The 25,907-nt window shown below is 68.3% G+C and carries 25 protein-coding genes; 12 read left to right on the top strand and 13 right to left on the bottom strand.

The genetic code is table 11. The annotated features are described in order from the left end of the window. Nucleotides 1-45 precede the first annotated feature (45 nt). Nucleotides 46-1,230, top strand: coding sequence for an SGNH/GDSL hydrolase family protein (locus tag AC6LJ2_RS26360; protein WP_263914116.1), 1,185 nt, complete (start codon nucleotides 46-48; stop codon nucleotides 1,228-1,230). A 56-nt stretch (nucleotides 1,231-1,286) separates the two neighbouring features. On the opposite strand, the gene AC6LJ2_RS26355 is transcribed toward AC6LJ2_RS26360, so the two are convergent. Beyond that, nucleotides 1,287-2,732, bottom strand: coding sequence for an MFS transporter (locus AC6LJ2_RS26355; protein ID WP_498152498.1), 1,446 nt, complete (start codon nucleotides 2,730-2,732; stop codon nucleotides 1,287-1,289). Nucleotides 2,733-2,922: 190 nt separating this feature from the next. Continuing rightward, nucleotides 2,923-3,438: a DUF1801 domain-containing protein gene (locus AC6LJ2_RS26350; protein WP_498152497.1), complete on the bottom strand. Its 516-nt coding sequence runs from the start codon at nucleotides 3,436-3,438 to the stop codon at nucleotides 2,923-2,925. A 317-nt stretch (nucleotides 3,439-3,755) separates the two neighbouring features. Between AC6LJ2_RS26350 and AC6LJ2_RS26345 the strand changes: the two genes are divergently transcribed. The 4 genes from AC6LJ2_RS26345 (at nucleotide 3,756) to AC6LJ2_RS26330 (ending at nucleotide 8,480) form a co-directional block, all read left to right on the top strand. Further along, nucleotides 3,756-5,057 (top strand): UDP-N-acetylglucosamine 1-carboxyvinyltransferase, encoded by a 1,302-nt coding sequence (locus AC6LJ2_RS26345; RefSeq protein WP_498152496.1) that lies wholly within the window; start codon nucleotides 3,756-3,758, stop codon nucleotides 5,055-5,057. A gap of 71 nt (nucleotides 5,058-5,128) precedes the next feature. Further along, the gene (locus AC6LJ2_RS26340) at nucleotides 5,129-5,941 is read left to right on the top strand and encodes an alpha/beta fold hydrolase (protein WP_263914120.1); all 813 of its coding nucleotides are present in this window, start codon (nucleotides 5,129-5,131) and stop codon (nucleotides 5,939-5,941) included. A gap of 176 nt (nucleotides 5,942-6,117) precedes the next feature. After that, the gene (locus tag AC6LJ2_RS26335) at nucleotides 6,118-7,497 is read left to right on the top strand and encodes an HdeD family acid-resistance protein (protein WP_498152495.1); all 1,380 of its coding nucleotides are present in this window, start codon (nucleotides 6,118-6,120) and stop codon (nucleotides 7,495-7,497) included. Further along, nucleotides 7,494-8,480: an Lnb N-terminal periplasmic domain-containing protein gene (locus AC6LJ2_RS26330; protein WP_445656754.1), complete on the top strand. Its 987-nt coding sequence runs from the start codon at nucleotides 7,494-7,496 to the stop codon at nucleotides 8,478-8,480. Before AC6LJ2_RS26335 ends, AC6LJ2_RS26330 begins: the two co-directional genes overlap by 4 nt. Before the next feature lie 34 nt (nucleotides 8,481-8,514). On the opposite strand, the gene AC6LJ2_RS26325 is transcribed toward AC6LJ2_RS26330, so the two are convergent. Genes AC6LJ2_RS26325 through AC6LJ2_RS26315 form a run of 3 tightly spaced genes read right to left on the bottom strand, consistent with a single transcriptional unit; the run spans nucleotide 8,515 to nucleotide 10,782 of the window. Then, nucleotides 8,515-9,258 carry an SDR family NAD(P)-dependent oxidoreductase gene (locus AC6LJ2_RS26325; protein ID WP_498152494.1) on the bottom strand — a complete coding sequence of 248 codons (744 nt, stop codon included), beginning with the start codon at nucleotides 9,256-9,258 and terminating at the stop codon, nucleotides 8,515-8,517. Between the two features lie 9 nt (nucleotides 9,259-9,267). Beyond that, nucleotides 9,268-10,104: an alpha/beta fold hydrolase gene (locus AC6LJ2_RS26320; RefSeq protein ID WP_498152493.1), complete on the bottom strand. Its 837-nt coding sequence runs from the start codon at nucleotides 10,102-10,104 to the stop codon at nucleotides 9,268-9,270. Nucleotides 10,105-10,140: 36 nt separating this feature from the next. Beyond that, a complete protein-coding gene (locus AC6LJ2_RS26315) occupies nucleotides 10,141-10,782 on the bottom strand; it encodes a TetR/AcrR family transcriptional regulator (protein ID WP_498152492.1) in 642 nt (213 codons plus the stop codon). 135 nt (nucleotides 10,783-10,917) lie between these two features. Here AC6LJ2_RS26315 and AC6LJ2_RS26310 point away from each other — a divergent pair, with 135 nt between their 5' ends. Further along, nucleotides 10,918-11,586 (top strand): O-methyltransferase, encoded by a 669-nt coding sequence (locus tag AC6LJ2_RS26310; RefSeq protein WP_498152491.1) that lies wholly within the window; start codon nucleotides 10,918-10,920, stop codon nucleotides 11,584-11,586. Here AC6LJ2_RS26310 and AC6LJ2_RS26305 read toward each other — a convergent pair. Then, nucleotides 11,532-13,103 (bottom strand): MFS transporter, encoded by a 1,572-nt coding sequence (locus AC6LJ2_RS26305; protein ID WP_498152490.1) that lies wholly within the window; start codon nucleotides 13,101-13,103, stop codon nucleotides 11,532-11,534. The genes AC6LJ2_RS26310 and AC6LJ2_RS26305 overlap by 55 nt on opposite strands. A gap of 110 nt (nucleotides 13,104-13,213) precedes the next feature. Here AC6LJ2_RS26305 and AC6LJ2_RS26300 point away from each other — a divergent pair, with 110 nt between their 5' ends. After that, complete coding sequence (locus tag AC6LJ2_RS26300; protein ID WP_445656758.1) at nucleotides 13,214-14,110, top strand: LysR family transcriptional regulator; 897 nt, start codon at nucleotides 13,214-13,216, stop codon at nucleotides 14,108-14,110. Nucleotides 14,111-14,162: 52 nt separating this feature from the next. Here AC6LJ2_RS26300 and AC6LJ2_RS26295 read toward each other — a convergent pair whose 3' ends face one another. From AC6LJ2_RS26295 to AC6LJ2_RS26285, 3 genes are all read right to left on the bottom strand, one after another. Further along, nucleotides 14,163-15,464 carry an alpha/beta fold hydrolase gene (locus AC6LJ2_RS26295; protein ID WP_498152489.1) on the bottom strand — a complete coding sequence of 434 codons (1,302 nt, stop codon included), beginning with the start codon at nucleotides 15,462-15,464 and terminating at the stop codon, nucleotides 14,163-14,165. A gap of 8 nt (nucleotides 15,465-15,472) precedes the next feature. Further along, nucleotides 15,473-16,459, bottom strand: coding sequence for a Bug family tripartite tricarboxylate transporter substrate binding protein (locus tag AC6LJ2_RS26290; protein WP_263914129.1), 987 nt, complete (start codon nucleotides 16,457-16,459; stop codon nucleotides 15,473-15,475). A gap of 176 nt (nucleotides 16,460-16,635) precedes the next feature. After that, complete coding sequence (locus AC6LJ2_RS26285; RefSeq protein ID WP_263914130.1) at nucleotides 16,636-17,193, bottom strand: DUF1415 domain-containing protein; 558 nt, start codon at nucleotides 17,191-17,193, stop codon at nucleotides 16,636-16,638. Nucleotides 17,194-17,289: 96 nt separating this feature from the next. Between AC6LJ2_RS26285 and AC6LJ2_RS26280 the strand changes: the two genes are divergently transcribed. Further along, nucleotides 17,290-17,652: a hypothetical protein gene (locus AC6LJ2_RS26280; RefSeq protein WP_445656759.1), complete on the top strand. Its 363-nt coding sequence runs from the start codon at nucleotides 17,290-17,292 to the stop codon at nucleotides 17,650-17,652. An 84-nt stretch (nucleotides 17,653-17,736) separates the two neighbouring features. Here the strand turns inward: AC6LJ2_RS26280 and AC6LJ2_RS26275 are convergent, their stop codons facing one another. Beyond that, the gene (locus AC6LJ2_RS26275) at nucleotides 17,737-19,209 is read right to left on the bottom strand and encodes a M20 family metallopeptidase (RefSeq protein ID WP_263914132.1); all 1,473 of its coding nucleotides are present in this window, start codon (nucleotides 19,207-19,209) and stop codon (nucleotides 17,737-17,739) included. A 45-nt stretch (nucleotides 19,210-19,254) separates the two neighbouring features. After that, nucleotides 19,255-20,172, bottom strand: coding sequence for a LysR family transcriptional regulator (locus AC6LJ2_RS26270; protein WP_263914133.1), 918 nt, complete (start codon nucleotides 20,170-20,172; stop codon nucleotides 19,255-19,257). A 114-nt stretch (nucleotides 20,173-20,286) separates the two neighbouring features. Here AC6LJ2_RS26270 and AC6LJ2_RS26265 point away from each other — a divergent pair, with 114 nt between their 5' ends. Continuing rightward, a complete protein-coding gene (locus tag AC6LJ2_RS26265; RefSeq protein ID WP_445656760.1) occupies nucleotides 20,287-21,240 on the top strand; it encodes an alpha/beta hydrolase in 954 nt (317 codons plus the stop codon). 20 nt (nucleotides 21,241-21,260) lie between these two features. Beyond that, nucleotides 21,261-22,247, top strand: coding sequence for a Bug family tripartite tricarboxylate transporter substrate binding protein (locus AC6LJ2_RS26260; RefSeq protein WP_263914135.1), 987 nt, complete (start codon nucleotides 21,261-21,263; stop codon nucleotides 22,245-22,247). Between the two features lie 25 nt (nucleotides 22,248-22,272). On the opposite strand, the gene AC6LJ2_RS26255 is transcribed toward AC6LJ2_RS26260, so the two are convergent. Both AC6LJ2_RS26255 and AC6LJ2_RS26250 read right to left on the bottom strand, forming a co-directional pair. Continuing rightward, nucleotides 22,273-23,652, bottom strand: coding sequence for an ATP-binding protein (locus AC6LJ2_RS26255; RefSeq protein ID WP_498152488.1), 1,380 nt, complete (start codon nucleotides 23,650-23,652; stop codon nucleotides 22,273-22,275). After that, a complete protein-coding gene (locus AC6LJ2_RS26250; RefSeq protein WP_445659185.1) occupies nucleotides 23,649-24,317 on the bottom strand; it encodes a response regulator transcription factor in 669 nt (222 codons plus the stop codon). The genes AC6LJ2_RS26255 and AC6LJ2_RS26250 overlap by 4 nt, the downstream gene beginning before the upstream one ends. A 141-nt stretch (nucleotides 24,318-24,458) precedes the next feature. Here AC6LJ2_RS26250 and AC6LJ2_RS26245 point away from each other — a divergent pair, with 141 nt between their 5' ends. Continuing rightward, entirely contained in the window at nucleotides 24,459-25,232 is a 774-nt protein-coding gene (locus AC6LJ2_RS26245) for a MipA/OmpV family protein (protein ID WP_263914137.1), read from the top strand. A 27-nt stretch (nucleotides 25,233-25,259) separates the two neighbouring features. Then, entirely contained in the window at nucleotides 25,260-25,901 is a 642-nt protein-coding gene (locus AC6LJ2_RS26240; protein ID WP_445656762.1) for a substrate binding domain-containing protein, read from the top strand. The last annotated feature ends 6 nt before the right edge of the window (nucleotides 25,902-25,907 follow it).

Raw genomic sequence — 25,907 nt, 5'->3', positions numbered from 1 at the left:
CCCTTGCTAAGATCGCGCGCTTTGAACCCGCACGGATTTCACCGCATGACGAACGCGCGCCCTGCCTTGAACGCCACCTCGATCGCCCCGGCGCTGGTGCGCGGGGCCCTTGAACTGGAAACGACCGCGCGCGGCCTGCTGCCGCATCGCCTGCCTGCGTGGGCGCGTCAGCAGTGCCCGGACCCGCAACTGGCCATGGCCGAATCGCAGCCGTCGGGTGTGCGCCTGGTGTTCCAGACCACCGCCACGCGGATTGAACTGGATGTTGCCCCCACGCGCTACGTCTATGCCGGTATACCGCCACGGCCTGTGGGCATCTACGACCTGCAGATCGACGGCCAACTGGCCGCGCAGGCCCGCGCGGATGGCGGCGATGTGATCACGATCAACATGGCTACGGGCGCAGTCTCGCGGCACACGGGCGCACTCGCGACGCTGCGCTTTGACGATCTGCCCGGCCACGCCAAGCGGGTCGAGATCTGGCTGCCCCACAACGAAACCACCGAACTGGTCGCCCTGCGCAGCGATGCCCCGCTTGAACCGGTGCAGAGCGATGGCCGGCCGGTGTGGCTGCATCACGGCAGCTCGATCAGCCACGGATCCAACGGCGACAGCCCCACCGCCATCTGGCCGGTGCTGGCCGCCCGCCTGGGCGGCGTGGAACTGGTGAACCTGGGTTTCGGCGGCAGCGCGCTGCTCGACCCCTTCACCGCGCGCGTCATCCGCGACACGCCGGCCGACGTGATCAGCCTGAAGCTGGGCATCAACCTGGTCAATGCAGACCTGATGCGGCTGCGCGCCTTCGGGCCGGCGGTGCACGGTTTCCTGGACACGATCCGCGACGGCCATCCCGATACGCCGTTGCTGGTGGTGTCGCCGATCCATTGCCCGATCCATGAAGACACGCCGGGCCCCGGGGCCTTCGATACCGACGCCCTGGCCGCTGGCAAGGTGGCCTTTCGCGCCACCGGTAACCCGACCGAGCGGCAGGCCGGCAAGCTGACGTTGACGGTGATTCGCGACGAACTGCGCCGCATCGTCGCGCAGCGCGCCGCCACCGACCCGCAACTGCGCTATCTGGACGGCATGACGCTGTATGGCCCGGCGGACTTTGCCGAACTGCCGCTGCCCGATCGATTGCATCCGGACGGCGCGTCGCACCGCCGCATGGGCGAGCGCTTTGCGCGGCTGGCGTTCGGCCCTGGCGGGTTGCTGGGTACGGGCGGCTAACGCCACGGGGACGCACACGCCTGGGCGCGACGCGCCTGGCGTGGCAGGGTTGCGCCTTACGCCCGCCGCCCCCGCGACACGTCGTCGGCCACGCCGCGCGGTAACGCGAACAGGTCCAGCATGCCGATCAACGACACCCCTCCCACCACAACGAACGCCAACCGATAGGCCGCACCCGGCGCGCTCTCCAGACCCAGCATCGGCACGGCCCATTCACCGATGCGAATGGCGATGGCGCCCAGCGCAATGCCCATGCCCAGCGCCAGTTGCGACATGGTGGAAAACAGCGTGTTGGCCGCGCTCATCTGCGCTTGCGGCATATCTGCAAACGCCAGGGTATTCAGGGCCGTGAACTGCATCGACCGCGACATGCCGCCGATGAACAGGATCAGCGCGGTGATACCCATCGGCATCTGCGGGCCGATCAGGGCGCACGCTGCCAATGCCACGGTATTGAGCGCGCCATTGCCCAGCAGGGTTGGCCGAAAGCCGAAACGTCGCAACACCTGGGTGGTGAACAGCTTCATGAGCAGGTTGCCGGCGAACACCGCGATCACCAGCAAGCCGGCGCGAAAGGCGTCCATGCCATAGCCCACCTGGAACATCAGTGGCAACAGGAACGGCACCGCGCCCACCGACATGCGAAACAGCGAGCCGCCCCAGAAGTTGACGGCGTAAGCGCGGATCTTCAACGGGGACAGGGTCAACATGGGATGCGCGTGCCGACCCAGGTGACGCACGCCCAGCGCCAGCAGCGCGACGCTGGCAGCCATCCACAAGCCGATGCGCCCCCACGACGGGGCCGAGGCGCCGAACTGCTCCAGCGTCCACAACAGGCCCGACAGACCGCCGCCGATCCACAGGAAACCCGCCCAGTCGAACGGCCGGCGTTCGGTCGCGCGGTCATCGGGGATGAGCACCCAGGCAGCAGCCAGGGCCGCCAGGCCCAGCGGCAGGTTCAGATAGAAAATCCAGCGCCACGAGGCGTACGTGGTGATGAAGCCGCCGACGGGCGGCCCCAGCACGGGCGCGGTCAGTGCGGGCCAGGTCAGGATGGACATGGCGCGGATCAGTTCGTGCTTGGGCGTATGGCGCAGCACCACCAACCGGCCCACCGGCACCATCATGGCGCCGCCCACCCCCTGCAGCACGCGCAGGGCAATGAACGACCAGAGGCTGTCGGCCAGCCCGCAGGCCAGCGACGCCAGGGTGAAGATGACCAGGGCCGCGCAGAACACCCGACGCGCGCCGTGGCGGTCGGCCATCCAGCCGCTGATGGGAATGAAGATGCCCAGGGTCAGCAGGTAGGCGCTGACGCCCAGATTCAGGTCCACCGGCAACACGCCGAAGTCCTGCGCCATGGCGGGCAAGGCTGTGGTGATGACGGTGCCATCCAGGTTCTCCATGAAGAAGGCGGCGGCGACCAGCAAGGCGGTGAAAAACAGCCGGCGCGCGTCCGGCGGCGCAGCGGCGGACGAGGCTTGAATAGCGGGTTGGGTCATGAGTGCAGTCCCGATGCGGGGGACGCCTGCGCCAGAGCGGGCCTGGCCCAGCGGTCGCACGGGCGCGCCCGGCCGCAGCACAGGCGGTCCGAAGGCGCGTTGGTTGACGTGAACGCTTACGGTGCGGCGGCGAGCTGCCGCGACAACAGGCGCATCTTAACGAGCAGCCCTGAAATTGGCCTGAACGGGATCAGACGCCTTGGGCTTTCTTGGGTATGGCTTGCTTGGCTACGGCTTTCTTCGCTATCGCTTTCTTGGCCGCTGCCTGCTTGCCCGCCGCGTTCAACGCCGCCGCGGCGCGGATCAATGCCTTCAGCGCCTGGCCGTTGATCGCGTCGCCTTCGTGGATGTCGATGGCGCGGCGGGTATTGGCGTCCAGGCTGGCGTTGAACAGGCCCGCCGGGTCTTCGAGCGCGGCGCCCTTGGCGAAGGTGAGTTTCACGGCGCTCTTGTAGGTCTCGCCCGTGCACAGGATGCCGCCGTGCGACCACACCGGCACGCCGCGCCACTTCCATTCCTCGATGACATCGGGAACGGCCTGCCGGATCAACTGGCGCACCCGCGCCAGCACGTCACCGCGCCAGTCGGCCAACTCGCGGATGCGGGCGTCGATCTGCTGGGCGGGGGATGACGCGGCGGCGGCGACAGGATCGGCTTTGTCGGCTTTGTCGGCTTTTGCGGATTTTGCAGCGTTGGCAGTGCTCATGGCGGCGGTCCTTGGCGAAAAGGCGGACTGGCTCGGGGCAATGGCCCGGCGGACTTTATACCCAAGCTGCCCCGGGGCGTCCATGCAGGCTGGCCCCAATATTCCAGGCTCGCGCCAAGATTTCGAACCCGCCCCCCCTGGGCCAACGCCAGGGCTGAACGCAAGACCGATACCCCTACCCACGCAAAGCCAGGCAACACGGTTTGCAGTCTGACACCATTTCGCCCAGGGCCGCCCGGCGCCCGCCTGGCCCGCCCGGTACAATTTCCCGCGCCCTTCCCCCAACCCGCTTTTCCTGTCGTCCAAGCTCCTCGCCCATGTCCAATCTCATCGTCCACGGCGGCACGCCCCTGCGCGGCCGCGTCACTCCGTCAGCCAACAAGAACGCCGTGCTGCCCGTGCTGTGCGCCACGCTGCTGACCGACCAGCCGCTGCGGCTGCATGGCGTGCCCGACATCACCGACGTGCGCAAGATCCTGGACATCTTCCGCACGCTGGGCAGCGAGGTGCGGCTGGACGAAAGCACCCGCACGCTGGACCTGCACCACCGCGACACCGCGTTCGACGCGGCCAGGCACCGGCTGCCCGAGGAAATGCGCTCGTCCATCATGCTGGTGCCGCCGCTGCTGGCGCGCTTTGGCGTGGCGCGGCTGGAAGACAACGTCAAGGGCTGCACCCTGGGCGTGCGCGAAATCGATCCGCACGTGGATATCTTCCGTTCGTTCGGCGGCGAGGTCGAACGCGCCAGCGGTTCGCTGCTGGTGCGCAGCGCCGGTCCGCTCAAGCCCACCCATCACTGGCTGGACTACGCATCGGTCACCACCACCGAGAACTTCGTGCTGTGCGCCGCGGCGGCCGCTGGCGAATCCACCCTGACCAACGCAGCGTCCGAACCGCACGTGCAGGAATTCTGCCGCTTCATGGCCATGATGGGCGCCGACATCGACGGCATCGGTACCTCGCGCCTGACGGTGCGCGGCGGCGCGACGCTGCGCGGCGGTGAGTTCACCTTCGAAGAAGATTTCCACGAAATCACGACCTTCCTGGCGCTGGGCGCCATCACCGGCGGCGACGTGGTGGTGCGCAACAGCACGCCCGGCAATTTCCCGCTGATCGACCGCACCTTCGCCAAGTTCGGCGTGCAGATCGTGCACGAAAATGGCTGGTCGCGCGCGCTGCGCAACGGGCCCCTGAAGGTGCAGACGCCCTTCACCAGCAATGTGCTGACCAAGGTCGAAGCCGCGCCCTGGCCGTATTTTCCGGTGGACCTGCTGCCGATCTTCATCGCCCTGGGCGTGTGCGCCGAAGGCAACGCGATGTTCTGGAACAAGGTCTACGACGGCGCGCTGGGCTGGACGGGCGAGCTGTCCAAGTTCGGCGCCCATGTGTTTTCGTCCGACCCGCACCGGGTCATCACCTTTGGCGGCAACCCGCTGACGCCGGCGGTGGTCGAAAGCCCCTACATCATCCGGGTCGCGATCGCGCTGTTCATGATCGCCAGCAGCATCGACGGCCGCTCGGAAATCCGCAACGCCACGCCGATCCGCCGCGCCCACCCGCGCTTTGTCGAAAACCTGCGCAGCCTGGGCGTGCAGGTCGAATGGACCAGCGAGGAATAGGCCGGCTTTCCTATAATCGGAGGCTATCCCAGGCGGCGCCGCCGAGCGCCCCACCCCACCAGGACCCCGACATGCTTCCGATTACCCGCCAGGATATCCACGTGCCCACCCGGCAAGGCCGCCTTTTCGCGCGCCGCTGGGAACCGGCGGGCCAGGCCGCGACTGCGGCAGCGGATGGCGCTGCGGCGCCCGTCGTGCTGTTTCACGACTCGCTGGGCTGCGTGGACCTGTGGCGAGATTTTCCCGAGCACCTGGCTGCGGCCACCGGCCGCAGCGTCATCGCCTACGACCGACTGGGCTTTGGCCAGTCGGACCCCAACCCCGCCACGCTTGCCACGGGCTTCGTCGAAGCAGAGGCGCGCGAGGGCTTTCATGACCTGCGCCAGGCGCTGGCCATCGGCCGCTACATCGGCCTGGGCCACAGCGTGGGCGGCGGCATGGCGATCTGCGCCGCGGCCGCCTACCCCGACGACTGCGTGGCGCTCATCACCGAATCGGCCCAGGCGTTCGCCGAAGACCGCACGCTGGATGGCATTCGCGCGGCGCAACGCAATTTCGCCGACCCCGGCCAACTGGACCGGCTGAAGAAATACCACGGCGACAAGGCCGCCTGGGTGCTGGCCGCCTGGGTCGACACGTGGCTGTCGCCCGACTTCGCCGACTGGAATTTGAACGACACACTGCGGCACGTGCGCTGCCCCGTCCTGGCGCTGCACGGCGAGCTGGACGAATACGGCTCCGCGGCGCATCCCGAGCGCATCGCGGGCCTGACCGGTGGCAAGCAGGCGTTGCTGGAAAACTGCGGCCACGTGCCGCATCGCGAACAGGAACGCATCGTGCTGGACCTGGCCAGCCATTGGCTGCAGGCCGTGGCCCACCGGTAGGCGGCCCGGCATCGCTCGACGCCGGTGTCTTTGCGAGGCCGGCCCTGTGCCCGCACGGCGGGACACCCGTGATACTTTAGTACCGCCCTGGCAGCGGCGCCGCGACATCGTCCGCCCAGCGCCACCTGCTCTACCCCAATCGCAATACCGGCCCCTCTCTACGGAGCACTAGGAACATGAGCCACCTGGTCTTGCTGCTGCTCGGCGTCGATTACCTGCACAAGCGCGCCCGCGCACTCGCCATCGTCGGCTGGCTGGTGCTGGCGGCCGGCGTCATCATCTTCATCGACGCACTGGATGGAGCGCTGTATTTTCCCCTGTACCTGTTTGCCGTGCTGTTCGTCATCGAAGGGCTGGCGACGCTGGCCATCGCCACATCCGGCGTGGGCGGCCAGCGGGTGCTGCGCTACGCCAAGGGCGTGTTCGTGCTGGCGGCCGGCATCATGATCCTGGCCGGCCACCATCATGGCCACTTCCTGCTGTCGATGATCTTCGGCCTGCTGTTCCTGGCGGACGGGCTGCTGCAGTGCATCGCCGCCTACGTGGTGCGCTATCCGCGCTGGCGCTACGTGTTTGCGTCCGGCGTGGTCGAAGTCCTGCTGGCGATCTTCTTCTTCCAGCCCTACCCCACCCATTACGTCGGCACGGTGCCGTACTGCCTGGGCCTGTTCCTGGCGTTTTCGGGCATGAAGCTGGTGTGGCTGGCGCGCCGGGTGCGCAGCCTGGATTCCAATCCCGCGCTGGCCGAAAACCCGCGTCCCGACTTCATGCCCACCCGCGTCGATGGCCCCGCCCAGACCGTGTTCGACGGGCCGCCGCTGGCCAGCGAACGGGCCTTGACGGTGCATGTCTGGACGCCGTCGGGCTCGGCCAAGACGGCCACGCGCAACTACCCGGTGCTGGACCGCTACATCGCCGCGGTCGACATCAACGGCGTCGTGTCCACCGGCCACGCCGCGCTGGAATCGCCCGAAGGCGTGTACATCAGCCTGTACCCCGCCCAGGAAATCGACCATTCGCCGGAACAATTCGGCACGCTGCTGCGCGCCACCGCCGACAACAACGTGCCCGGCGTGTACCAGCCCGATTACGCCACCGAGTCCCGCGCCTGGTGCCCGTCGACCATGCAGGTGCGCATCCGCAACTACGACGCGGCCAAGCTGCAGGCGTTCTGGGACGTATACCGCCAGACCGAGATCTACAACCTGACGCACCGCAACTGTTCCAGCTCGGTGTCGGCGGCGCTGGAAGCGGCGCTGGATGGCGTGGTGGGCCGCCTGCACGGCCCGAAGGCGGGCTGGGGCGTGCTGCTGCGTCTGTTGCTCACGCCCGAACTCTGGGTGGCCGCGCAGATCCGCAAGCGCGCCCTGACCATGGCCTGGACCCCGGGCCTGACGCTGGACTACGCCCGCGCGCTGAGCATGCTGGCCGATCCCCGGCCGTTCGGCTGGTGGAAGATGTCGCAGGCGGCCATTCGCCAGATCGCGGCGCTGCGTGCCGGCTGGCGCCGCCAGGACCGCGAGGCAGGCGCCCGCAACGCGCAGGCGCAACCGTGATGGCGGCTGTCGCCGTGGGCCTGGTCATCATGGCCGGCGCGCTCTGGGGCGCGCTGGCGTTGTGGTTCCAGCCGTTGGCGGGCGGGCGCGGGCGCCCCCTGCTGCCCATCGTCTGGCTGGCGCTGGCGGCGGTTGCGCTGATCGGGCTGGCCACCGGCCACACGCTGCCGGCCTGGGCTTTCGGCGCGCTGCTGCTGGCGTTGCTGGCCTGGTGGCGCTGGGGGGTGCGGCCGTCCAACGACCGCGAGTGGATTCCGGAAGTCGCCCGCATCACGCACGGGTCGCTGCAAGGCGATACGCTGACCCTGCACAACGTGCGCAACTTCAACTGGCGCAGCGCCACGGATTACGACGAGCGCTGGGAAACGCGCACCTACGACCTGTCGCGCCTGGCCTCGGTGGACCTGGCCTTGTCGTACTGGGGCCGGCCGGCCGTCGCGCATGCGCTGGTGTCGTTCGGCTTCACCGATGGGCAGCAGGTGGTGTTTTCGGTCGAAATCCGCCGCAAGCTGCACGACAAGTTCTCGGAAATCGGCGGGTTCTTTCGCCGGTACGAACTGTCGGTGCTGGCGTCGGCCGAAGAAGACAGCCTGCGCGTACGCACCAATGTCCGCGGCGAAGACGGCTACCTGTATCGGGTGCACATGCCGGAAGGCGCGGCCCGCAAGCTGCTGCTGTCGTATGTGGACACGGCCAGCCAGTTGGCGCGCTGCCCCCGCTTCTACAACACGCTGACGGCCAACTGCATCACCATCATCTACCAGCTGGCCGACAAGATCGTGCCGGGCCTGCCGCTGGACTACCGGCTGCTGCTCTCGGGCTATCTGCCCGAGTACCTGTACCGGCTGGGTGCGCTGGAAGGCGCGGACAGTGCGGCGGCCTATCGACAAGCCGGCCGCTACACCGAGCGTGCCCGCGCCACCACCGACCCGGCGCGGTACTCGCGCAACATCCGGCTGGGCGTGCCCGGCATCCCCCCATGATTGCGCGGGCGATGGCGCGGCCGGCCCAGGCCCGTCAGGTCAGGTTCAAGCCCCCATCCGACAGCAGGATTTCCCCCGTCAGGTAATCGGACTGCACCAGCAACGCCACGGCCTGCGCAATGTCGTCGGGGCTGGCGGCGCGGCGCATCGGCGCACGTTCCTTCCAGAGCTGCTGGGCCGCAGTCCAGTCCTGCGTCATCGGCGTATCCACCAGGCCGGGCGCCACCGCATTGACGCGGATGGCCGGCGCCAGCGACACGGCCAGCAGCCGGGTCACGTGGTTCAGCGCGGCCTTGGCGGCGGCGTACGGAATGGACGCGCCCTTGGGCCGCACCCCGGCGTGTGAACTGACATTGACGACACACGCCGGCTTGCCGCCCGCCGCCGAGGCCAGCAGCGCCGCCTGCGCCTCGGCCACCAGGCGAAAGGGCGCCACCACGTTCACCTCGTGCATCGCGTGCCAGACCTGCGGCGTGGCGGCGGCCAGGTCGCCATGAGGAATGACGCGGCTGATGCCGGCGTTGTTGACCAGCACGTCCAACCGCCCCCAGGCGGCCACGGCCTCGCGCACCAGCCGGACCCGGTCGGCATCCACGGCCAGGTCCGCCTGCACGTAGATAGCCGAACCGAGTTCGGCGGCCAACGCGTGGCCGGCATCGGCCGAACGGCGCGAATGCAAGACGATGGAATAGCCCTCGCGCGACAAGCGCCGGGCGATGGCGGCGCCGATGCCGGACGTGGATCCGGTGACCAGCGCGACGGGAGAGGAATGCGGCATGAGCGTCCGTTATGAAAAAGCGTGGCCCGCGCCAGGCGGACAGCAGCGAATGAAGGCCAGAAGGCGTTCCGTGATGGCCGCCGGATGATCCATGCTGGGCAGATGCGCGGCGTCGACCGATTCGTACGCCTCGCCCTGGGGCAGCATCTGCGCGACGCTGCGTGCGCGTTCCTGGATGTGGGGAAAATCCAGATTGCCCCACATTACCAGCGCGGGCGCCGTGAATTCCTGCAGGCGCGAGTACGCCGCCACGTTGTCCTGGCTGGCACCCGCGGGCGCTGCGCGCAGCGCCCGCCCATGCATGTCCAGGAATTGCTCGCGCACCGATCCGGTGACACGGCCTTCGGCGGCCAGGGGGCCGTCCAGGAACAAGCGCGCTTTCAGGCGGTTCACCTGATCGATATCGCGCGCGGCCTCGGCCGCCTTCAACGGCGCCATCAGCGCTTGCAGCGCGGGCGGCGGCGCCGCTTCGGGCGCGCCGGCTACGGTCGGCGATATCAGCACCAGGCCGCGCACCGAGGCGGGATGCAGCAGCGCCGCGTCCAGGGCGATGCGTGCGCCCTGCGAGCACCCCACCAGGATCACCGGCTTGTCCCCGGCGGCTGCATCGATGACGGCCATCAGGTCAGCCACGGCCGAATGTTCCTCGGCCTGTCCGCGTGTGTCGCCGAAACCGCGACGATCGTAGGCGATGGCCTGGCAGCTTGCCGCGATGCCTGCCATCTGGGGCCGCCACATGCGGCGATCGCAGATGGACGCATGCAGAAACACGACGGGATCACCACGACCAACGGTTTCGCCAGCCAGCACGGCATGGCCGTTGGCGACGTCAAAACGAGAATGCATGGCCTAACCTCGCAGGCGCCGGAATGAGCGGCAATCTTACCCCCGGCCGGATGACGCCAGGCTGTCCAGATAGGCACACAGCATGTCGCCCAGCGCCCCGGCATACGCGTCGATTTCCTGGGCGGTGCGCGGGCTTTCCGAGAATTGCTTGCCGACCGAGCTGAACGTGGTGGTGATCAGGTCGCCGGCCAGCGCGCGGGTGGCCTCGGGTGTGTGCGGCAGCGCTTCGCGCAGAAAGGCCTGGACGATGCGGGCGCCCTCTTCCTTGGTGGCCTTGGCCTCGGGCGCATCGCGGTACAGCGGCGCGGCGTCGTTGAGCGCCACGCGCATCACGGCCTCTTCGCATTCGGAATGCAGGAACGTGCGCACCAGCGTGCGCAGGCGCTCGGGCGGCGGCAGGCTGGCGTCTTCCAGAATGCCGCGCAGCAGGCCTGACGTCTGCGCCCATTCTTCCATCTGCAAGCGGTACAGGATGGCGGCCTTGTTGGGAAAGTACTGGTAGAGCGAGCCGATGCTGACGCCGGCCTTTTCCGCGACGCGGGCGGTGGTGAAGCGCTGTGCGCCTTCCTTGGCCAGAACCTGAGCCCCGGCTTGCAGGATGGCGGCGACCAGCTCCGCCGAACGGGCCTGCTGAGGCTGTTTTCGCTCTGAAAGCCGGGCGCTGCGGCGTGTGGTCATGGGGTGCCCCGAAATGCGAATAGAGAAATGCGACGAATTCGTCGTATTCTAAACCCGTACCGGTGGCGCTTGCACGGACCGTGCTGAAAGCCCTTTGACGCTGCCGCACTCGCTCACCTGACAACGGATACCCGCATGACCAATACCCTGACTGCTTCCCCCGTGGCCCCGCTGCTGGACCTGCTGTTCACGCAGGCCGATGCGTCGTGGTCCACCGCCGACCCGGCCCTGGCCACGATGTCCGACGCCGAGCGGGCGCGGCTGATGCGCAGCAAGACCGACTACCGCGATTTCTACGGCCGCATGAAGGACCTGCCGCTGGCCGTCTCGCCCGAAACCGGCACGCTGCTCTACATGCTGGCGCGCAGCGGCAACGCGCGTCAGATCGTGGAATTCGGCACCTCGTTCGGCATCTCCACGCTGCACCTGGCGGCGGCGCTGCGCGACAACGGCGGTGGCCGCCTGATCACCAGCGAGTTCGAGCCGTCCAAGGTGGTGCGCGCCCGTGAAAACCTGATCGCGGGCGGCCTGTCCGACCTGGTGGAATTCCGCCAGGGCGACGCGCTGCAGACGCTGGCCAGCGATCTGCCGGACACGATCGACCTGGTGCTGCTGGACGGCGCCAAGGCCCTGTATTCCGACATCCTGGCGCTGCTGGAAAGCCGCCTGCGCCCGGGCGCCATGATCGTGGCCGACAATGCGGATCACTGCCCCGAATACCTGGCCCGCGTGCGGTCGCCGGAATCGGGCTACCTGTCCACCCCGTTCAGCGGCGACGTCGAAGTGTCGATGCGGCTGGGCTGACGCGCCGCGCGGGTCGGCTCCGAGCGTCCCAGGCATACGAACACGATCAGCGCGGTCAGCACGGTCACCGCCGACAGCCCCCACAGCAGGCTCGCGAAAGCCTGGCCCGATGCCAGCACCAACACGGCGCGCTCCGCCGTGGGCAATAGCTGCGCGGCCGCGCCGAAATCGCCCGCCACCAGCCGCTGGGCGGCCTCGGCGGCGTGCGTGGCCCCACCGGGAACCGACGCCGCGATGTGACGCGCCGTCAGCCCCGCCAGCACGCCGCTGACGATGGCCAGGGCCACACCCTCGCCCGCCACTCGCGTGGTGCTGAAAATGCCCGTCGCCATGCCCGCGCGTTCCTTGGGCACGACACTGACCGCCAGGCCGTCCATCAACCCCCAGGGCAGGCTGATGCCCACGCCGATCATCAGCATCGGGCCGATGAAGGCCTGGGGTTCACCGGCCGTCATCGCCACGGCCAGCCATGCCAGGCCGCCCGCGGACACCAGCAGGCCGGCGCCGCAGATGACGGCGGGTGCCATCCAGCGCGTCATCAGGCCGGCCGCCACGGGCAGTACCAGCAACGGCGCCGACAGCGCGATCATCAGGCGGCCCGCGGCGATTTCGCCCAGGCCGTCCACCGCGATGAAACGCACCGGCAGCAGGATCAGCAACACCACGAAGGCATAGGCCGGCGCGGCCGCCAGCCACTGCACGCCGACAAAGCGCGGGTAGCGAAACAGCGTCAGGTCCAGCATCGGCCGCGCCGTGCGCAGTTCGATCCGCGTGAAAGCCACGAACAGCAGCAACGCGCCCGCCAGCATCGAAAGCGTCAGCGGATCGCCCCAACCTTCTTGGGGCACCCGCATGATGCCCCACGTCAACAGCGCCAGCGCCGCGGTGAAGGCGGCTGCGCCGGGCCAGTCCAGCCGGCCCGCATCCGGGTCGCGCGATTCGCGCAGGCTGCGCGCACCCAGCACGAGTGCCACCACCGCCAGGCCGGTCACCAGCAAGAAGATGCTGCGCCAGCCGTAGTGTTCGATCAGCCAGGCCGACGAAATCGGCCCGAACGACAGGCCCGCGCCGAAGCTCGCCCCCAGCAGGCTGAACGCCCGCATGCGCGGCAGGCCATCGAATTCCTGCGCCAGGGCGGCAGCCCCGCCCGAGAAGATCGCCGCGCCGCCCAGGCCTTGCGCGGCGCGCAGCCAATCGAAGCTGACGATGCCGGGCGCGTAGACCAGGCCGATCGAGGCCGCGATGAACAAGGCCGTGCCAGCCAGGAACACCCGGCGGCGGCCATAGCGGTCGGCCAGGGCGCCAGCCACCAGCAATGCGCTACCGAACGCCAGCATGAAGGCATTGGTGACCCAGTTCAGCGCCACCGGTTCGCCGCCCAGCGCCCGGGCGATCGACGGCAGCGCGACGGCCGGCCCGGTAAAGCTGAGCGGCATGGCCGCGCAAGCCAGGCATACGGCGATCAGGATCAAAGTCTTGCGGGCCGCGGCAAGCGGCGCAACAGCGGATGGGGACATGAAGAAACCAGAGGTAGACGCAACGGCATTGAAGATACTTGCGCACGACTTCCGGATAAATAGGGTAAAAATCCACACACAAGAGAATTAATTTCCGCAATGGAGCCCCCATGGACCGCTTGAGCGGCTTGATGCCGTTTGTCCGCAGCGCCGAGCTGGGTGGTTTTGCCGCCGCCGCCCGCGACCTGGACCTGTCGCCGTCCGCCGTCGGCAAGGCCGTGGCCAAGCTGGAAAAGGACCTGCACGTGCGCCTGTTCCAGCGCAGCACCCGCCGCATGCAGCTCACCGACGAAGGCCGACTGTTCTACGAGCGCTGCAAGCGCATCCTGGAAGACCTGGACGATGCCCACGCCATGCTGTCGCAGACCCTGGAGGTGCCGCGTGGGCGGCTGCACGTGAGCGCGCCGCTGGTCAGCTATCACTTTCTCTTGCCCGTGCTGCCGGCCTTTGCGGCGCGCTATCCGGGCATCGAGCTGGACATGGATTTCAACGACCGCATCGTCGACCTGATCGGCGAGCGCGTCGACGTGGCGATCCGCAGCGGCGACCTGCCCGACTCGCGCCTGGCGGCGCGGCCGCTGGGCAAGTACCGGTTGCAGCTATGCGCGGCGCCGGCCTACCTGGCGCGGCATGGCGTGCCTGCACGGCCACGCGACCTGGAGCGGCATCGCGCCGTGCGCTTTCGCTACCCCAACGCGGGCACGCTGCAGGAATGGCCGCTGACGTTGTCCGCAGGCGAAGCGCCGCCGCGCATCGCCACGGCGTTCACCTGCAACAACATGGAAGCGCTGCTGGGCGCCACCGTCAGCGGCTTCGGCATCGGCTGCATGCCGGACTTTCTGGTGCACGATGCGGTGGCAAGCGGACGCTTGCAGGTCGTGCTGGCCGACCACGTGCAAGGCGAAGGCCGCTTCCAGGCGCTATGGCCGTCCAACCGCAACCTGTCGCCCAAGGTGCGGGTGTTCGTGGATTTCATCAGCGAGCGGCTATTCACGGACGCCCCCTGATTGCCCCGGCCACACGGGCTGCGCGCCCGCCCGTGCCCGGCCTTGAAACGTCCTACGAACGGGCGGCCCCGGACGCCCGCCCCAGGAAATCCAGCACGGCCAGGTAAGACCCCTCGTTGCCCGCCGCATTGGCGGCCGGCGTGCCGCCCGCATCCAGCAGCAGGCCGGACATGGCGTGCGGCTTGCTGATCAGCGTGGCGGGCAGATAGGGATAGTGCACGTGGTGCCCCGCCCCCATGCAGACATGGTGGAACGTGGGCAGGCCGTGCGCCTGGCGCTGGCGCATCACGATCTCGGAGTACGCCGTGCTCGGCCAGAAGCCGTCGTCGGACGCGCTGACCAGCATGACCGGGCCGGGATAGTTCTCGACCGGGATGCGGGCCCGCTCGAACGCCGCCGCGTCGCGGCTGGCGCTGAGAAAGGCGTGGGTCTGCCGGTAGGGCGGATCGGACGCGTAGGCCGCGTCCCAATCGGCGCTGGCGTTGTCCTGCCACAGATGCGGCAAGGGTTCGCCGCCCTTGAGCCAGACCTGGGCATTGCGCCCGGTGCCCGGCTCGCCCGCGCTGACCACGCCGTGCGTGACCGGCGACGGTACGTAGGCCACCACCGCGCTGACCCGCTCGGGATAATGCGCGGCCACCAGCAGCGAGGTCTCGCCGCCCCGGCTGATGCCCGACAGCGCCACGAAGCCATCGCGCGGCTGCAGCGTGTCGCGCGCCCAGCGCAGCGTGTGCTCGAAGTATTCCAGCGGCATGTCGTTCAGGTACTTGGGCCGGCCTTCGTAATTGAAGATGCCCAGCGCCAGGCACTGGTAGCCGCGGGCGGCGAACAGCGCGGCGCGCGGCGCATTGACGCCGCCGGACGAGCCGTTCATGTAGATCACCAGCGGATGCGGGCCGGGGCCGGCGGGCGTGTAGAGTTCGCCGGATACGGTCATGCCGCCCACCTGTTCGCGCACCGATCGGTGCGTCACGCCGTCGTCCACGAAATCCTGCACCAGTTGCGCACTGGCGCTGCGCTGCCCGTCCGTGGCATGCAGTTCGATGGTCAGCGGCTCGGTGCGATCGGGCGGAAACACCACGCGATCCATCTCGGTGCACACCATCGACCAGACGATGCCCATCGCCGACGGCTCGGCATAGCTGCCGGACACCGGGCAGTCACGCGCCAGGTCCAGGCTGCCGTCGTGGCCGGCCAGGAACACGGCCTGTGACTGCCACGGCGCGCCGCACATGCGCATGCGCGCCGTGACGGTCACGAAGGCATAGGGCGCGAAACCGTCGAGGCGGATCTCGCGGGCAACGTCGATCAGCGCGAATTCCGGGCTGACGGTGATGCGGGGCTGCTCGGTCATGGCGGTTCTCAACCTTTCAGGTCGGTCTTGGGCACGTTGTTGGCGCGGATCACCCCGGCCCACAACGCGGATTCTTCGGCAATGACGCGGTCCAGGTCGGCCGACGAGGTGAATTCCACCGTCACGCCCTGCGCGGCGAACTGCTGCACCAGGCCGGGGTCGCGCGTGCCTTCACGCACGGCGTTTTCCAGCGTGCGGACCACGCTGCCCGGCATCGCGGCCGGGCCCGAGATCATCATGCGGGTATAGAGTTCCATGCCGTCCACGCCCGCCTCTTTCATGGTGGGCACGTCGGGCAGGCTGGACAGCCGCTTGTCCGCCGTCACCGCCAGCACCTGCAGCTTGCCGGACTGGATATTGGGCAGCGCCGAGGTCGGGAAATCGAAGGTGCACTGCACCGTGCCCGCCATCAGGTCCAGCAGCGCCGGGCCGCTACCCTTGTAGGGCACGTCCTGGAACTGCGTGCCGGTCTTGGACTGGAAGTGCAGCAGCGCCAGGTGGTTGATGACGCCGCGACCGGCGTGGGCGCAGGTCAGGTCGCCCGGCTTTTTCTTGGCCAGCGCGATGAATTCCTGCACGTTCTTCACGCCCAGCGCCGGATGCACGATCAGCAGCATGGGCGACTTGCCCATCGACCCCAATTGCTTGAAGTCGGACACCTGGTACGGCAGGTTGTTGTACAGCAAGGGATTCAGGATCATGCCATTGGTGCCGGCAAATCCCAGCGTGTAGCCATCGGGTTCGGCCCGCGCCACCGCCACGGTGGCGATGATGGCCTGGCCGCCCGGGCGGTTTTCCACCACCACGTTGCCCTTCAGTATCTTGCTCATGCGCTCGGCCAGCGCACGCGCGGCAATATCGGTCAGGCCCCCCGGCGCGAAGCCGACCAGCAGCCGCACGGGGCGGGTGGGAAAGTCAGCCTGTGCCCGGGCGGGGCGAGGCATCAACGGCAGCGCGGCAAGCGCGCCCAGGGCGTGGCGGCGGGTGAACGGCATAAGGCTCTCCGGACAGGCGTGCACGGCAGGCGCGCGGCAACCGGCCGTGGCAAGCCCTGCGATCAACGATAAGGGGGAAAGGAGGCACAGGCCGCCCGCCAAACGGCGGGGGTCTCGATGACGGTATCTTGTATGCAATATGGCGCCGGGGCTATCTAGGGATATCCCGGTACACATCACGCCTTGGTCATCAAGCGTTTCCAGCCGTCCAGCCCCAGGCGGTTCATCGTCTCGATGTTCTTTTCGTAGATCTCGGCGGCATCCGGGAAGGATTCCACCGCGCGGTCGATGCTGTCTTCGCGCAGCAGGTGCAGGATCGGGTACGGCGAACGGTTGGTGTAGTTCTCGATGTCGTCCGGCTGCGTATCGGCAAACTGGAACTGCGGATGGAAGGTGGCAACCTGCAATTCACCCACCAGGCGCATGCGCTTGAGCAGGCGGTCGGACAGCTCTTCGAAGTCGTTGAAATCCAGGAAGTCGTCCAGCGCGTCCGGAATGATCAGCAGCGTCGTGTCGATCTTTTCCGGATCGGTCTCTGCCAACAGGGCCAGTTCGTCCTGCAGGTCGGTCAACACGCCTTCGGCGTCGGTCGCGTCGCTGACGGCAAAGCGGATCTGGTCCTTGACCTGAACCGCCTTGGCGAACGGACAGAGGTTCAGGCCGATCACGGCCTGGGTCAGCCAGTGGCGGGTTTCTGCGACCACGTTGGCGTAGGCGTCGGAGGTGGAAATCATGACGGTAAGTCCTAGAAAAAAGGGAGTATAGGCGACCGGTCAGCGGGGCCGACACGCCTGGTGTAGAGTGACGGAACCCCAATCGCGGAGGTCTTGATGTCTGTAGCGCGCACGTATTTCCTGAACCGCATGCACGACGATGAACTGGTCTCGGTGCTGGGCCAGCGACAGAGTTTCTTTCTCGAGAACATCGACACGCTGAACGACGCCACCCAACGCATCCAGTCGTTGCTGGCGCGCGACGGCCTGTCCAGCACAGTCGAACTCACCCCGATCAACCGCCCGGCCTCGTTCACCGAAACGGTACTGCCCATGATTCCGGTCATCGGTTGGCTCTGGGTCATGGCACGGGGTTCAGCCCTGTTGGCCCGGCCGCGCAGCGATGTCACGTTGCGCGCCACCTCGAACACATCGCTCAGTGTGGTGTTTTCTCGCTCGGCCACACGGGCAGCGGCTTAGCGCCTCAGGCTGCGCCATCAGTGCAGCTGCCAATGAAAACGCGGACCCATGTACGGGTCCGCGTTGCGTTTACCGCCCCGCCCTTTACGCAGTCGGCATGGCCGCCATGGTCTGGGCGACCGCGGCCGTGAGCTTCTTGCCATAGGGCACGTGCAGGAATTCGTTCGGGCCGTGGGCGTTGGACTTCGGGCCCAGCACGCCGCACACCATGAACTGCGCCTTGGGGAAGCCCTTCTGCAGGATGCTCATCAGCGGGATCGTGCCGCCCTGGCCGATGTAGCCGCAGGGCGAACCGTAGTACTGCTGCGAGGCGGCATCCAGCGCGCTGGTCAGCCACGGCACGGACGCGGGCGCGTTCCAGCCGGTGGCGGCGCCTTCGTTGGCCTTGAAGATCACCTTGGCGTTGTAGGGCGCGTCGGCTTCGAGCAGTTCCTTGATTTCCTGCGAGGCGGCCACCGCGTCGACCAGCGGCGGCAGGCGCAGCGACAGCTTGAACGCAGTGCGCGGGCGCAGCACGTTGCCGGCGCTGGACAGCGGCGGCAGGCCTTCGGCGCCGGTCACCGACAGCGTCGGACGCCAGGTGCGATTCAGCAGGGCCTGTTCGGGTTCGGTGGTCATGGGCAGCACGAAACCGCCTTCGGCGCCGCAGCTCCAGGGGAAACGGCGCCACACTTCGTCGCCCAGGATGCGGGCGGTGGCGGCGACCTGTTCAATGCGCTCGGCCGGGATTTCACAATGCAGGCTTTGCGGCAGCAGGCGGCCGGTGGCGCTGTCTTCCAGGCGGTCCAGCAGATGGCGCAGGATGCGGAACGACGACGGCACCACGCCGCTGGAATCGCCCGAGTGCACGCCTTCGTCCAGCACCTGCACTTCCAGCGTGCCCGACACCATGCCGCGCAGCGACGTGGTCATCCACAACTGGTCGTAGTTGCCGGCGCCCGAGTCCAGGCACACCACCAGCGCCACGTTGCCCAGGCGATCGCGCAGCGCGTCCACATAGGGCAGCAGGTCGTAGCTGCCGGATTCTTCACAGGTTTCGACGATGCCGACGCAGCGCGGGCGCGGAATGCCCTGCTTGTCCAGCGCCATGATGGCGGTCAGCGAGGCGTACACGGCGTAGCCGTCGTCGGCGCCGCCGCGGCCATACAGCTTGCCGTCTTCGTATTTGGGGGTCCAGGGACCCAGGCCGGCGCGCCAGCCCGAGAATTCCGGCTGCTTGTCCAGGTGGCCGTACAGCAGCACCGTGTCGCCGTTGTCGCTGCGGGTGGCCGGCGCGTCAAAGAAGATGACGGGCGTGCGGCCCGGCAGGCGCACCACTTCCAGTGTCAGGCCCGAGACCTTCTGGGCTTCTACCCACTGCGCCGCGTCGCGCACCACGCGCTCGATGAACGCGTTCTTTTCCCAGTCGGCGTCGAACGCCGGGCTCTTGGCCGGAATGGCGATGTAGTCGGTCAGCGCGGGAATGATCTCGTTGTCCCACTTGTCGTCCACAAAAGCCTGCAGAGCCTTCGGATCGAGGGTAGGAGGAAGGGCGTCGTCGGGGATACGTGCGTTCATGGCGCGGAATCCTGTGGTGGGATGTCAGGAGGGAATCGGACTATTTTAGCGCGCCGCGTAGGCCTCGATCCGGCCCCACACCTGGCGCGCCAGCGGTTTGGCGTTGTCCACCGACTGGTACAGCCGGATCTCCATATGGATATCGTTGCGCGCGCTGTCGGCGCGCACGAGGTTGCCTGCGCGCAGGTCGGCCTCGACCAGCGTGTGCGGCAGCCAGGCCAGGCCGAACCCCTGGCGGGCCATGGCGTGCAGGGCATCGGCCAGATCCGATTCATACATCGTCTGCAACTGCGCGGTGACGCACAGCCCCCGCAGCCGGTCGTGCAGGATGCGGCCCAGCGACATGCTGTCGGCGTAGGCCAGGAACGGCACGGCCGGGTCGCAGGCCAGCTTGGGCACGGCATGGCGCGGGTGCCTGCTGCCCGCCGCCAGCGGCGCGCTCACCGCCACCAGCTTGTCGGCGCCCACCCGGCGGCAGCGGTAATTGGGGTTGTCGATCTGGGCATAGAGCGGTTCGTGCGCATGGCACAGCAGGAAATCGACCTCGCCCTCGGCCAGCATGTCCACGCCGTAGTTCAGCGTGGTGGTGATGACCTTCAGCTGGAACGGCGGCAGGCCTTGCTGGACGCTGGCCATCAACCCGGGCAGCACCGAATGCGCCAGCGTCTTGCCCGAGGCGATCGAGAGCTTGCGGCTGCGCGCCAGTTCCGGCTTTTGCAGGCTCAGCCGGGTTTCACGCAGGATGTCCAGCACGTCGATGGCCGCCGCCAGCATGCTGCGGCCGGCCGGGTTCAGGGTGGACACCTGGTGGCCGCGTTCCACCAGCGGCACGCCGGCCCAATCTTCCAGCGCCTTGATGCGACGCCCGAACGCCGGGTGCGTGACGTTGCGGGCCTCGGCCGCCTGGTACAGGTTGCGCGACTTGGACAGCGCCACGAAGTCTTCCAGCCACTTGATGTCCATCTTGTCTCCGACTGCTTGTCATGGCGCTGTGCCGATCCGGCACAGCGCCTGCACATTTTGCACAAAGCCGGCTTTAGTTACAACTAGTATTACGGCGTCCTTCCGGAGATGCCGATGCCCGACGCCCCCATTCTGCTGAAAACCCTGCGCAGCCACTTCCTGGGCGGGCGCGACGTCGTGGCGAGCGGACTGCCGGTCGTGGAAAAGAAAGTCGTGGGCAATGCCTCGGCGCGGGCCCTGGACATGAACGGCAGCTACAGCGCCGGCCAGCTCTACGTGCAGGAATATCGGCTGGCGCAGCCACGCCACCCCTGCCCCGTGCTGCTGTGGCACGGCGGCGGCATGACCGGCGCCCAATGGGAAAGCACGCCCGACGGCCGCCAGGGCTGGCTATGGCGCCTGCTGCAATCGGGCTACGACGTGTTCGTGGCCGATGCGCCCGAACGCGGCCGTGCGTCGTGGGCCATGACGCCACAGGTCTACGAGACCGCACCGATCTTCCGGTCCAAGGAAGAAGCCTGGCAGCTGTTCCGCATCGGCCCGGCCGGCGGCTACGCGCCGGCCGGCCAGCCGCGCCGCGCCCATCCCGGGCAGCAGTTTCCCGAAGACGCCTTCGATACCTTCGCCAAGCAGTTCGTGCCGCGCTGGCTGAACCATGACGCGATGGCGCTGGACGCCTATCGCCTGCTGCTGGACCTGGCCGGCCCCTGCATCGTCATCGGCCACAGCCAGGGCGGCGGCTACGCCACGCAACTGGCGCGCGAATGCCCCGGCCCGATCCGCGCGGTGGTGGCGGTGGAACCCACCGGCACGCCCGCCACGGTCGACGGCCCCCTGCCCCCGCAACTGCTGGTCTGGGGCGACCACTTCGCCGCCCACGACACCTGGCAGCGCTACCGCGCCCAGACGGACGCCTACTGGCACGCGCTGCACCGCGCGGGCAAGCGGGCCGACGTGCTCGACCTGCCCGCCGCCGGCATCGCCGGCAATTCGCATTTCTGCATGCTGGACCGCAACAGCGACCGCATCGCCGAACTGATCGTCGACTGGCTCAACGGCCTCGACTAACCTTCGCCTGGAGACACCCCATGACATTGACGAAAACCACCCTGGCCGTGGCGCTCTTGACCGGCGCTTCGCTGCTGCCCGGCGCGGTCTCGGCCCAGCAGGCCGACTATCCCAACAAGCCCGTGCGCCTGATCGTGCCGTTCGCCCCCGGCGGCACCGCCGACATCATCGGCCGCGTGTTCGCCGCGCAGCTGGGCACCGAACTGGGCGCCACCGTGGTGGTCGAGAACAAGGCCGGCGCAGGCGGCTCGATCGGCACGCGCTTCGTGGCCGATGCCGCGCCCGATGGCTACATCCTGCTGCTGGCCTCGTCCAGCACCCACGGCACCAACCCCGCCGTGTACAAGAACCTGACCTACGACGCGGTAGAGGACTTCACCGCCATCACGCAGCTGGTCACCGTGCCGGGCGTGCTGAGCGTGACCAAGGACTTTCCGGCCGCCGACCTGAACGCGCTGATCGCCACCGCCAAGGCCAACCCGGACAAGTACACCTACGCCTCGTCCGGCGCGGGCGGCCTGGGCAACCTGGCCATGGAACTGATGAAGTCGATGACGGGCGCCAAGCTCATGCACATCGCCTACCGCGGCGCGGGCCCGGCGTTCACCGACGTGATCAGCGGCCAGGTCTCGATGATCTGGGAGCCCGTGCCGGCCTCGCTGCCGTACATCAAGGGCGGGCAGATTCGCCCCATCGCCATCGCCGCCGAGACGCGTTCGCCGGAACTGCCCGACACGCCGACCTTCAAGGAAGCCGGCCTGCCGCGCTATGAAGCCAATGCCTGGAACGGCCTGTTGGCGCCCAAGGGCCTGCCCGCCGACGTGACGCAGAAGCTGCACGACGCGTCGGTCAAGGCGCTGAACAATCCCGAGGTCAAGGCCAAGATGGCCAGCCTGGGCGGCACGGTGGTGGCCGGCACGTCGGAGGCGTTCAAGAACGTGATCGCCAGCGACGTGAAGAAGTGGAAGAACGTGGCGGCCGACGCCAAGATCCAGCTGGATCAATAAGCGGCGCCCACGGCGGCGGCCGCGCTCATCCGAGTGCGGTGGCCGCCGGCAGCAAGCCGGGAAACGTCACGACCAGCCCCACGCCACGGCCGTTCAGCCCCGGCGCGAACGCCACGGTGGCGCCGTGCCGCGCGGCAATCTGCGCCACCAGCGACAAGCCGATGCCGCTGCCGCCCGCCCCGGCGCCCACGCCCGCGCCGCGGTAGAAACGATCAAACACCCGCACGCGTTCGGGCGGCGCGATGCCCGGGCCATCGTCGGCCACGCGCAGCCAGGCCCCGCCGTCTTGCGCCGGTCCGCAAGCGACCGCGATCTGGCCATCATCCGGCGTATAGCGCAAGGCATTGTCGAACAGGTTGCGCACCAGCACGCCCAGGGTGTCCATGCGCCCGCGCACCTCGCAGGCCTGCACGTCCAGCTGGATGCGCTGGCGCTTGCGCGCCGCGGCCGCTTCGCCATCACGCACCAGCAGCACCACCAATTGATCCAGCGCCACGGTTTCCGGGTCGGAGCCCTTTTCGCTGACGGCGTCCATGCGGGCCTGGTCCAGCAGCTGCTCGGCCAGGCGCGCGGTGCGCTGCGCGACCGCGCGCAGCTTGACGCCGACTTCGGCCGCCGGCGTACCCGCAATGCCCTGCAACAGCAGTTCGGTCTGGGCGCTGAGCGCGGCCAGAGGCGTACGCAGTTCATGCGCGGCGTCAGCCAGAAAGCGCCGCTCATGGTCCATGGCGGCTTGCAGACGCAACAACAATGTATTGATGGATTGCACGTAGGGATGCAGCTCGCCGGGCAAATTGTCCAGCGGCAACGGAGCCAGATCGAACGGCGCGCGTTGCTGGATCGCCTCGCCGGCCTGGTCCACCCGGCGAAAGGCCTGGCGCACCACGATCCAGATTGCCGCGGCCAACAACAGGAACAACGCCGATACGATCAGCAGGCCTCGCTTGAAGGCGGCCACGGCCTCGGCCCGCAACACGCTGTCAGCGCGCGCCATTTGCACCTGTACCTGGCCGAAAGCATCGCTGAGCGTATACACGCGCAGGCCCTCCCCCTCTCCTTGGCCGTCGCTGAAACCGTCCTCGAAGCCCGGATTCAGGGGCTGGGCCGGCGCCTCCGGGGATCGCAGCACCAGGCGGCGCTCTTGCAGGGACCAGATCTGAACCAGGCTGCGATCTCCCCGGTACAGGCTGGAGGGAGGCAGTTCGAAGCGTTCATCGGTCATTTCGGCCAGGAGATTGCGCCGCAGCGACAGGATGGTCTGGTTGGCGCTGTCCATCAAGGCCTGGTCACGTATGCCGGTGCGCGCCTCGTTCATGGCGTGCTGCTGGCAAAAGAACACGGCCGCCCACGTCAGCAGCAGCGTCAGCAACAAGGTGATAGTCAGACGTCGACGCAGGGTTTTCATGGCGCGTCCGCCGTGGCAATGCGGTAGCCCAGGCCGTGCACGGTCGCCACCAGGTCGTCGCCCAGCTTGCGCCGCAGTTGATGGATATACACCGCCACGGTATTGCTTTCGATGGTGCCGCTGCCGCCGTACACCGCGGATTCCAGCTGTTCGCGGCTGACGGTCTGGCCGGCCCGTTCCATCAGCGCCAAGAGCGTGCGGTACTCGCTGGCGCTCAGCACCACTTCGGCGCCCGCCTTGGTGACCACGCGCCGGGCCGGGTCCAGCAGCACATCGCGGCAACGCAGGACGGACACCACCGAATTGCGGCTGCGCCGCACCACGGCGCGCAACCGCGCCAGCAGCTCATCGAGCTGGAACGGCTTGACGATGTAGTCGTCCGCCCCGGCATCCAGGCCCTGCACCCGTTCGGTCAGGCGGTCGCGCGCGGTGATGATCAGCACCGGCGTGGCGTCGTAGCGCGACCGCAGGTGTTTCAGCACCGCCAGGCCGCTGCCCCCGGGCAAGCCCAGGTCCAGCAGCACCGCGCCGTAGCCATGTTCGACCAACGCCAGGCGCGCGGCCGGCACGTCGCGGACCCAATCGACCTGCATACCCGACCCCGCCAGGCTGGTGCGCAAGGCATCCCCCAGCATGGCGTCGTCTTCCACCAGCAAGACTTGCACGAACACTCCCTGACTATCCATGGTGCGGCATTGTGCCGTCCCGGATTTAAAGAATTTTTAAAAGCGCGCTTCGACAATGAGCGCCTTGTCGCGCCGCGGCCGTGCCGTGCGCAACGCTCACCAGAAAGGAAGACCCCCGCAATGAAGCTGGCAATGTTAGCAAGAGGCGCCGCCACCGCCGCCGTCCTGGCCTGCGCCGCAGGCCAGGCCCAGGCCGATCAACCCGGCACCAATTTCATCGGCCTGGGCGTTGGATACGTCCCGGTTTATGAAGGCTCGCGCGACTACCGCGCCCTGCCCGTCCCGCTGATCAACTACCGTGCGGGCAACTTCTTCATCTCGCCGCGCGCCGGCCTGCCCGCCATGGGCCTGCAGACCGACCTGGCGCCCGACTGGAAAGCCGGCGTCTTCCTGGGCATGGCGCTGGGCCGCGATGCCAGCGACGCCGACCGCACCAAAGGGCTGGACGACATCGACTTTCACGCCACCTACGGCGGCTTCGTCGAATGGACGCCCGGCCCCTGGTCGCTCGGCGCGGCCTACCGGCAGGCCGCGCGCAGCGGCTACGGCGGCACGCTGGAACTGCGCGCCACCTATAACGCCTGGCAAGAAGGCGCCCACCGCGTCAACGTCGGCGCCAGCACGCAATGGGCCAGCCACGATGCCATGCAGACCTGGTTCGGCGTGACCTCCAGCCAGGCCGCGCGCAGCCGCGAAGGCCTGTCGACCTACTCGCCATCGTCGGGCTTCAAGTCGGCAGCCGTGTTCGCCAACTGGTCGTACCGCATCAACCCCAGCTGGAGCACCATCACCACCGTCGGCGTGAACACCCTGCTGGGCGACGCGCGCGACAGTCCGCTCACCGAGCGCCGCGCCAATGTATTCGGCAGCGTCGGCGTGGTCTACGCATTCTGATCGGCGGCGATCGCACCGGATATGGGGATGAGGGATTTGACCCAGGCGGGCGCGCTGCGCCTGATCCTGCCGGACGCCCGCGTGCACGACGCGCTGGCGCCGGCGCTTGCGGCCTTCGCCGAGCGGCATCCAGACGTGCGGGTCCAGTTGGGCCCGAGCGGCGCCGAAACTGACGCGGTGCGCGAGCGCTGCGATCTTTCCATCGGGTTGGAGCCGCCCGCGGATCCCGCCCGGGTGGCCCGTCGCCTGGGCGCCCTGCGTGCCCGCCTGTACGCCGCGCCCGCCTACCTGGCGCGGCAGCCGCCGCTCGAACATCCCATCGAACTGGCGATGCACGACTGCATCGGCCTGCATGTCGGTCCGCAGCGCGGGCACGATAGCCGGCCGGCTCGCTGGCGGCTGTGGTCGGGGTCGGAACGGGTAGTGGTCACGGTGCGTGAACGCTATGGCGTCGATGCGCCGGCCATGGCGATGCAGCTCGCCGCGCGTGGCGTCGGCATTGCCGCGTTGCATGCCACCGGCACGGCGGCCCCGCTTGCCGCCGGGCTGGTGCCGGTGCTGCCGGGCTGGGAAATGGAGCCGGTCACGCTCTATGCGCTGAGCGGCCCCCGGCGCCTGCCAGCGCGCGCCCGCGCGCTGGTCGACTGGCTGGCGCGGGCGCTGGCCTGACAATCC

This window comes from Achromobacter sp. 1014246743 (assembly GCF_059760725.1).
Note: the sequence above shows the minus strand (reverse complement) of the source record. Positions and strands in the feature narration are given on the sequence as shown.

Bases quoted from the DNA above. Each gene is read 5' to 3' on its own strand.
- AC6LJ2_RS26360 (WP_263914116.1), top strand. From the start codon at position 46: ATGACGAACGCGCGCCCTGCCTTGAACGCCACCTCGATCGCCCCGGCG.
- AC6LJ2_RS26355 (WP_498152498.1), bottom strand. From the start codon at position 2,732: ATGACCCAACCCGCTATTCAAGCCTCGTCCGCCGCTGCGCCGCCGGAC.
- AC6LJ2_RS26350 (WP_498152497.1), bottom strand. From the start codon at position 3,438: ATGAGCACTGCCAACGCTGCAAAATCCGCAAAAGCCGACAAAGCCGAC.
- AC6LJ2_RS26345 (WP_498152496.1), top strand. From the start codon at position 3,756: ATGTCCAATCTCATCGTCCACGGCGGCACGCCCCTGCGCGGCCGCGTC.
- AC6LJ2_RS26340 (WP_263914120.1), top strand. From the start codon at position 5,129: ATGCTTCCGATTACCCGCCAGGATATCCACGTGCCCACCCGGCAAGGC.
- AC6LJ2_RS26335 (WP_498152495.1), top strand. From the start codon at position 6,118: ATGAGCCACCTGGTCTTGCTGCTGCTCGGCGTCGATTACCTGCACAAG.
- AC6LJ2_RS26325 (WP_498152494.1), bottom strand. From the start codon at position 9,258: ATGCCGCATTCCTCTCCCGTCGCGCTGGTCACCGGATCCACGTCCGGC.
- AC6LJ2_RS26320 (WP_498152493.1), bottom strand. From the start codon at position 10,104: ATGCATTCTCGTTTTGACGTCGCCAACGGCCATGCCGTGCTGGCTGGC.
- AC6LJ2_RS26315 (WP_498152492.1), bottom strand. From the start codon at position 10,782: ATGACCACACGCCGCAGCGCCCGGCTTTCAGAGCGAAAACAGCCTCAG.
- AC6LJ2_RS26310 (WP_498152491.1), top strand. From the start codon at position 10,918: ATGACCAATACCCTGACTGCTTCCCCCGTGGCCCCGCTGCTGGACCTG.
- AC6LJ2_RS26305 (WP_498152490.1), bottom strand. From the start codon at position 13,103: ATGTCCCCATCCGCTGTTGCGCCGCTTGCCGCGGCCCGCAAGACTTTG.
- AC6LJ2_RS26300 (WP_445656758.1), top strand. From the start codon at position 13,214: ATGGACCGCTTGAGCGGCTTGATGCCGTTTGTCCGCAGCGCCGAGCTG.
- AC6LJ2_RS26295 (WP_498152489.1), bottom strand. From the start codon at position 15,464: ATGACCGAGCAGCCCCGCATCACCGTCAGCCCGGAATTCGCGCTGATC.
- AC6LJ2_RS26290 (WP_263914129.1), bottom strand. From the start codon at position 16,459: ATGCCGTTCACCCGCCGCCACGCCCTGGGCGCGCTTGCCGCGCTGCCG.
- AC6LJ2_RS26285 (WP_263914130.1), bottom strand. From the start codon at position 17,193: ATGATTTCCACCTCCGACGCCTACGCCAACGTGGTCGCAGAAACCCGC.
- AC6LJ2_RS26280 (WP_445656759.1), top strand. From the start codon at position 17,290: ATGTCTGTAGCGCGCACGTATTTCCTGAACCGCATGCACGACGATGAA.
- AC6LJ2_RS26275 (WP_263914132.1), bottom strand. From the start codon at position 19,209: ATGAACGCACGTATCCCCGACGACGCCCTTCCTCCTACCCTCGATCCG.
- AC6LJ2_RS26270 (WP_263914133.1), bottom strand. From the start codon at position 20,172: ATGGACATCAAGTGGCTGGAAGACTTCGTGGCGCTGTCCAAGTCGCGC.
- AC6LJ2_RS26265 (WP_445656760.1), top strand. From the start codon at position 20,287: ATGCCCGACGCCCCCATTCTGCTGAAAACCCTGCGCAGCCACTTCCTG.
- AC6LJ2_RS26260 (WP_263914135.1), top strand. From the start codon at position 21,261: ATGACATTGACGAAAACCACCCTGGCCGTGGCGCTCTTGACCGGCGCT.
- AC6LJ2_RS26255 (WP_498152488.1), bottom strand. From the start codon at position 23,652: ATGAAAACCCTGCGTCGACGTCTGACTATCACCTTGTTGCTGACGCTG.
- AC6LJ2_RS26245 (WP_263914137.1), top strand. From the start codon at position 24,459: ATGAAGCTGGCAATGTTAGCAAGAGGCGCCGCCACCGCCGCCGTCCTG.
- AC6LJ2_RS26240 (WP_445656762.1), top strand. From the start codon at position 25,260: ATGAGGGATTTGACCCAGGCGGGCGCGCTGCGCCTGATCCTGCCGGAC.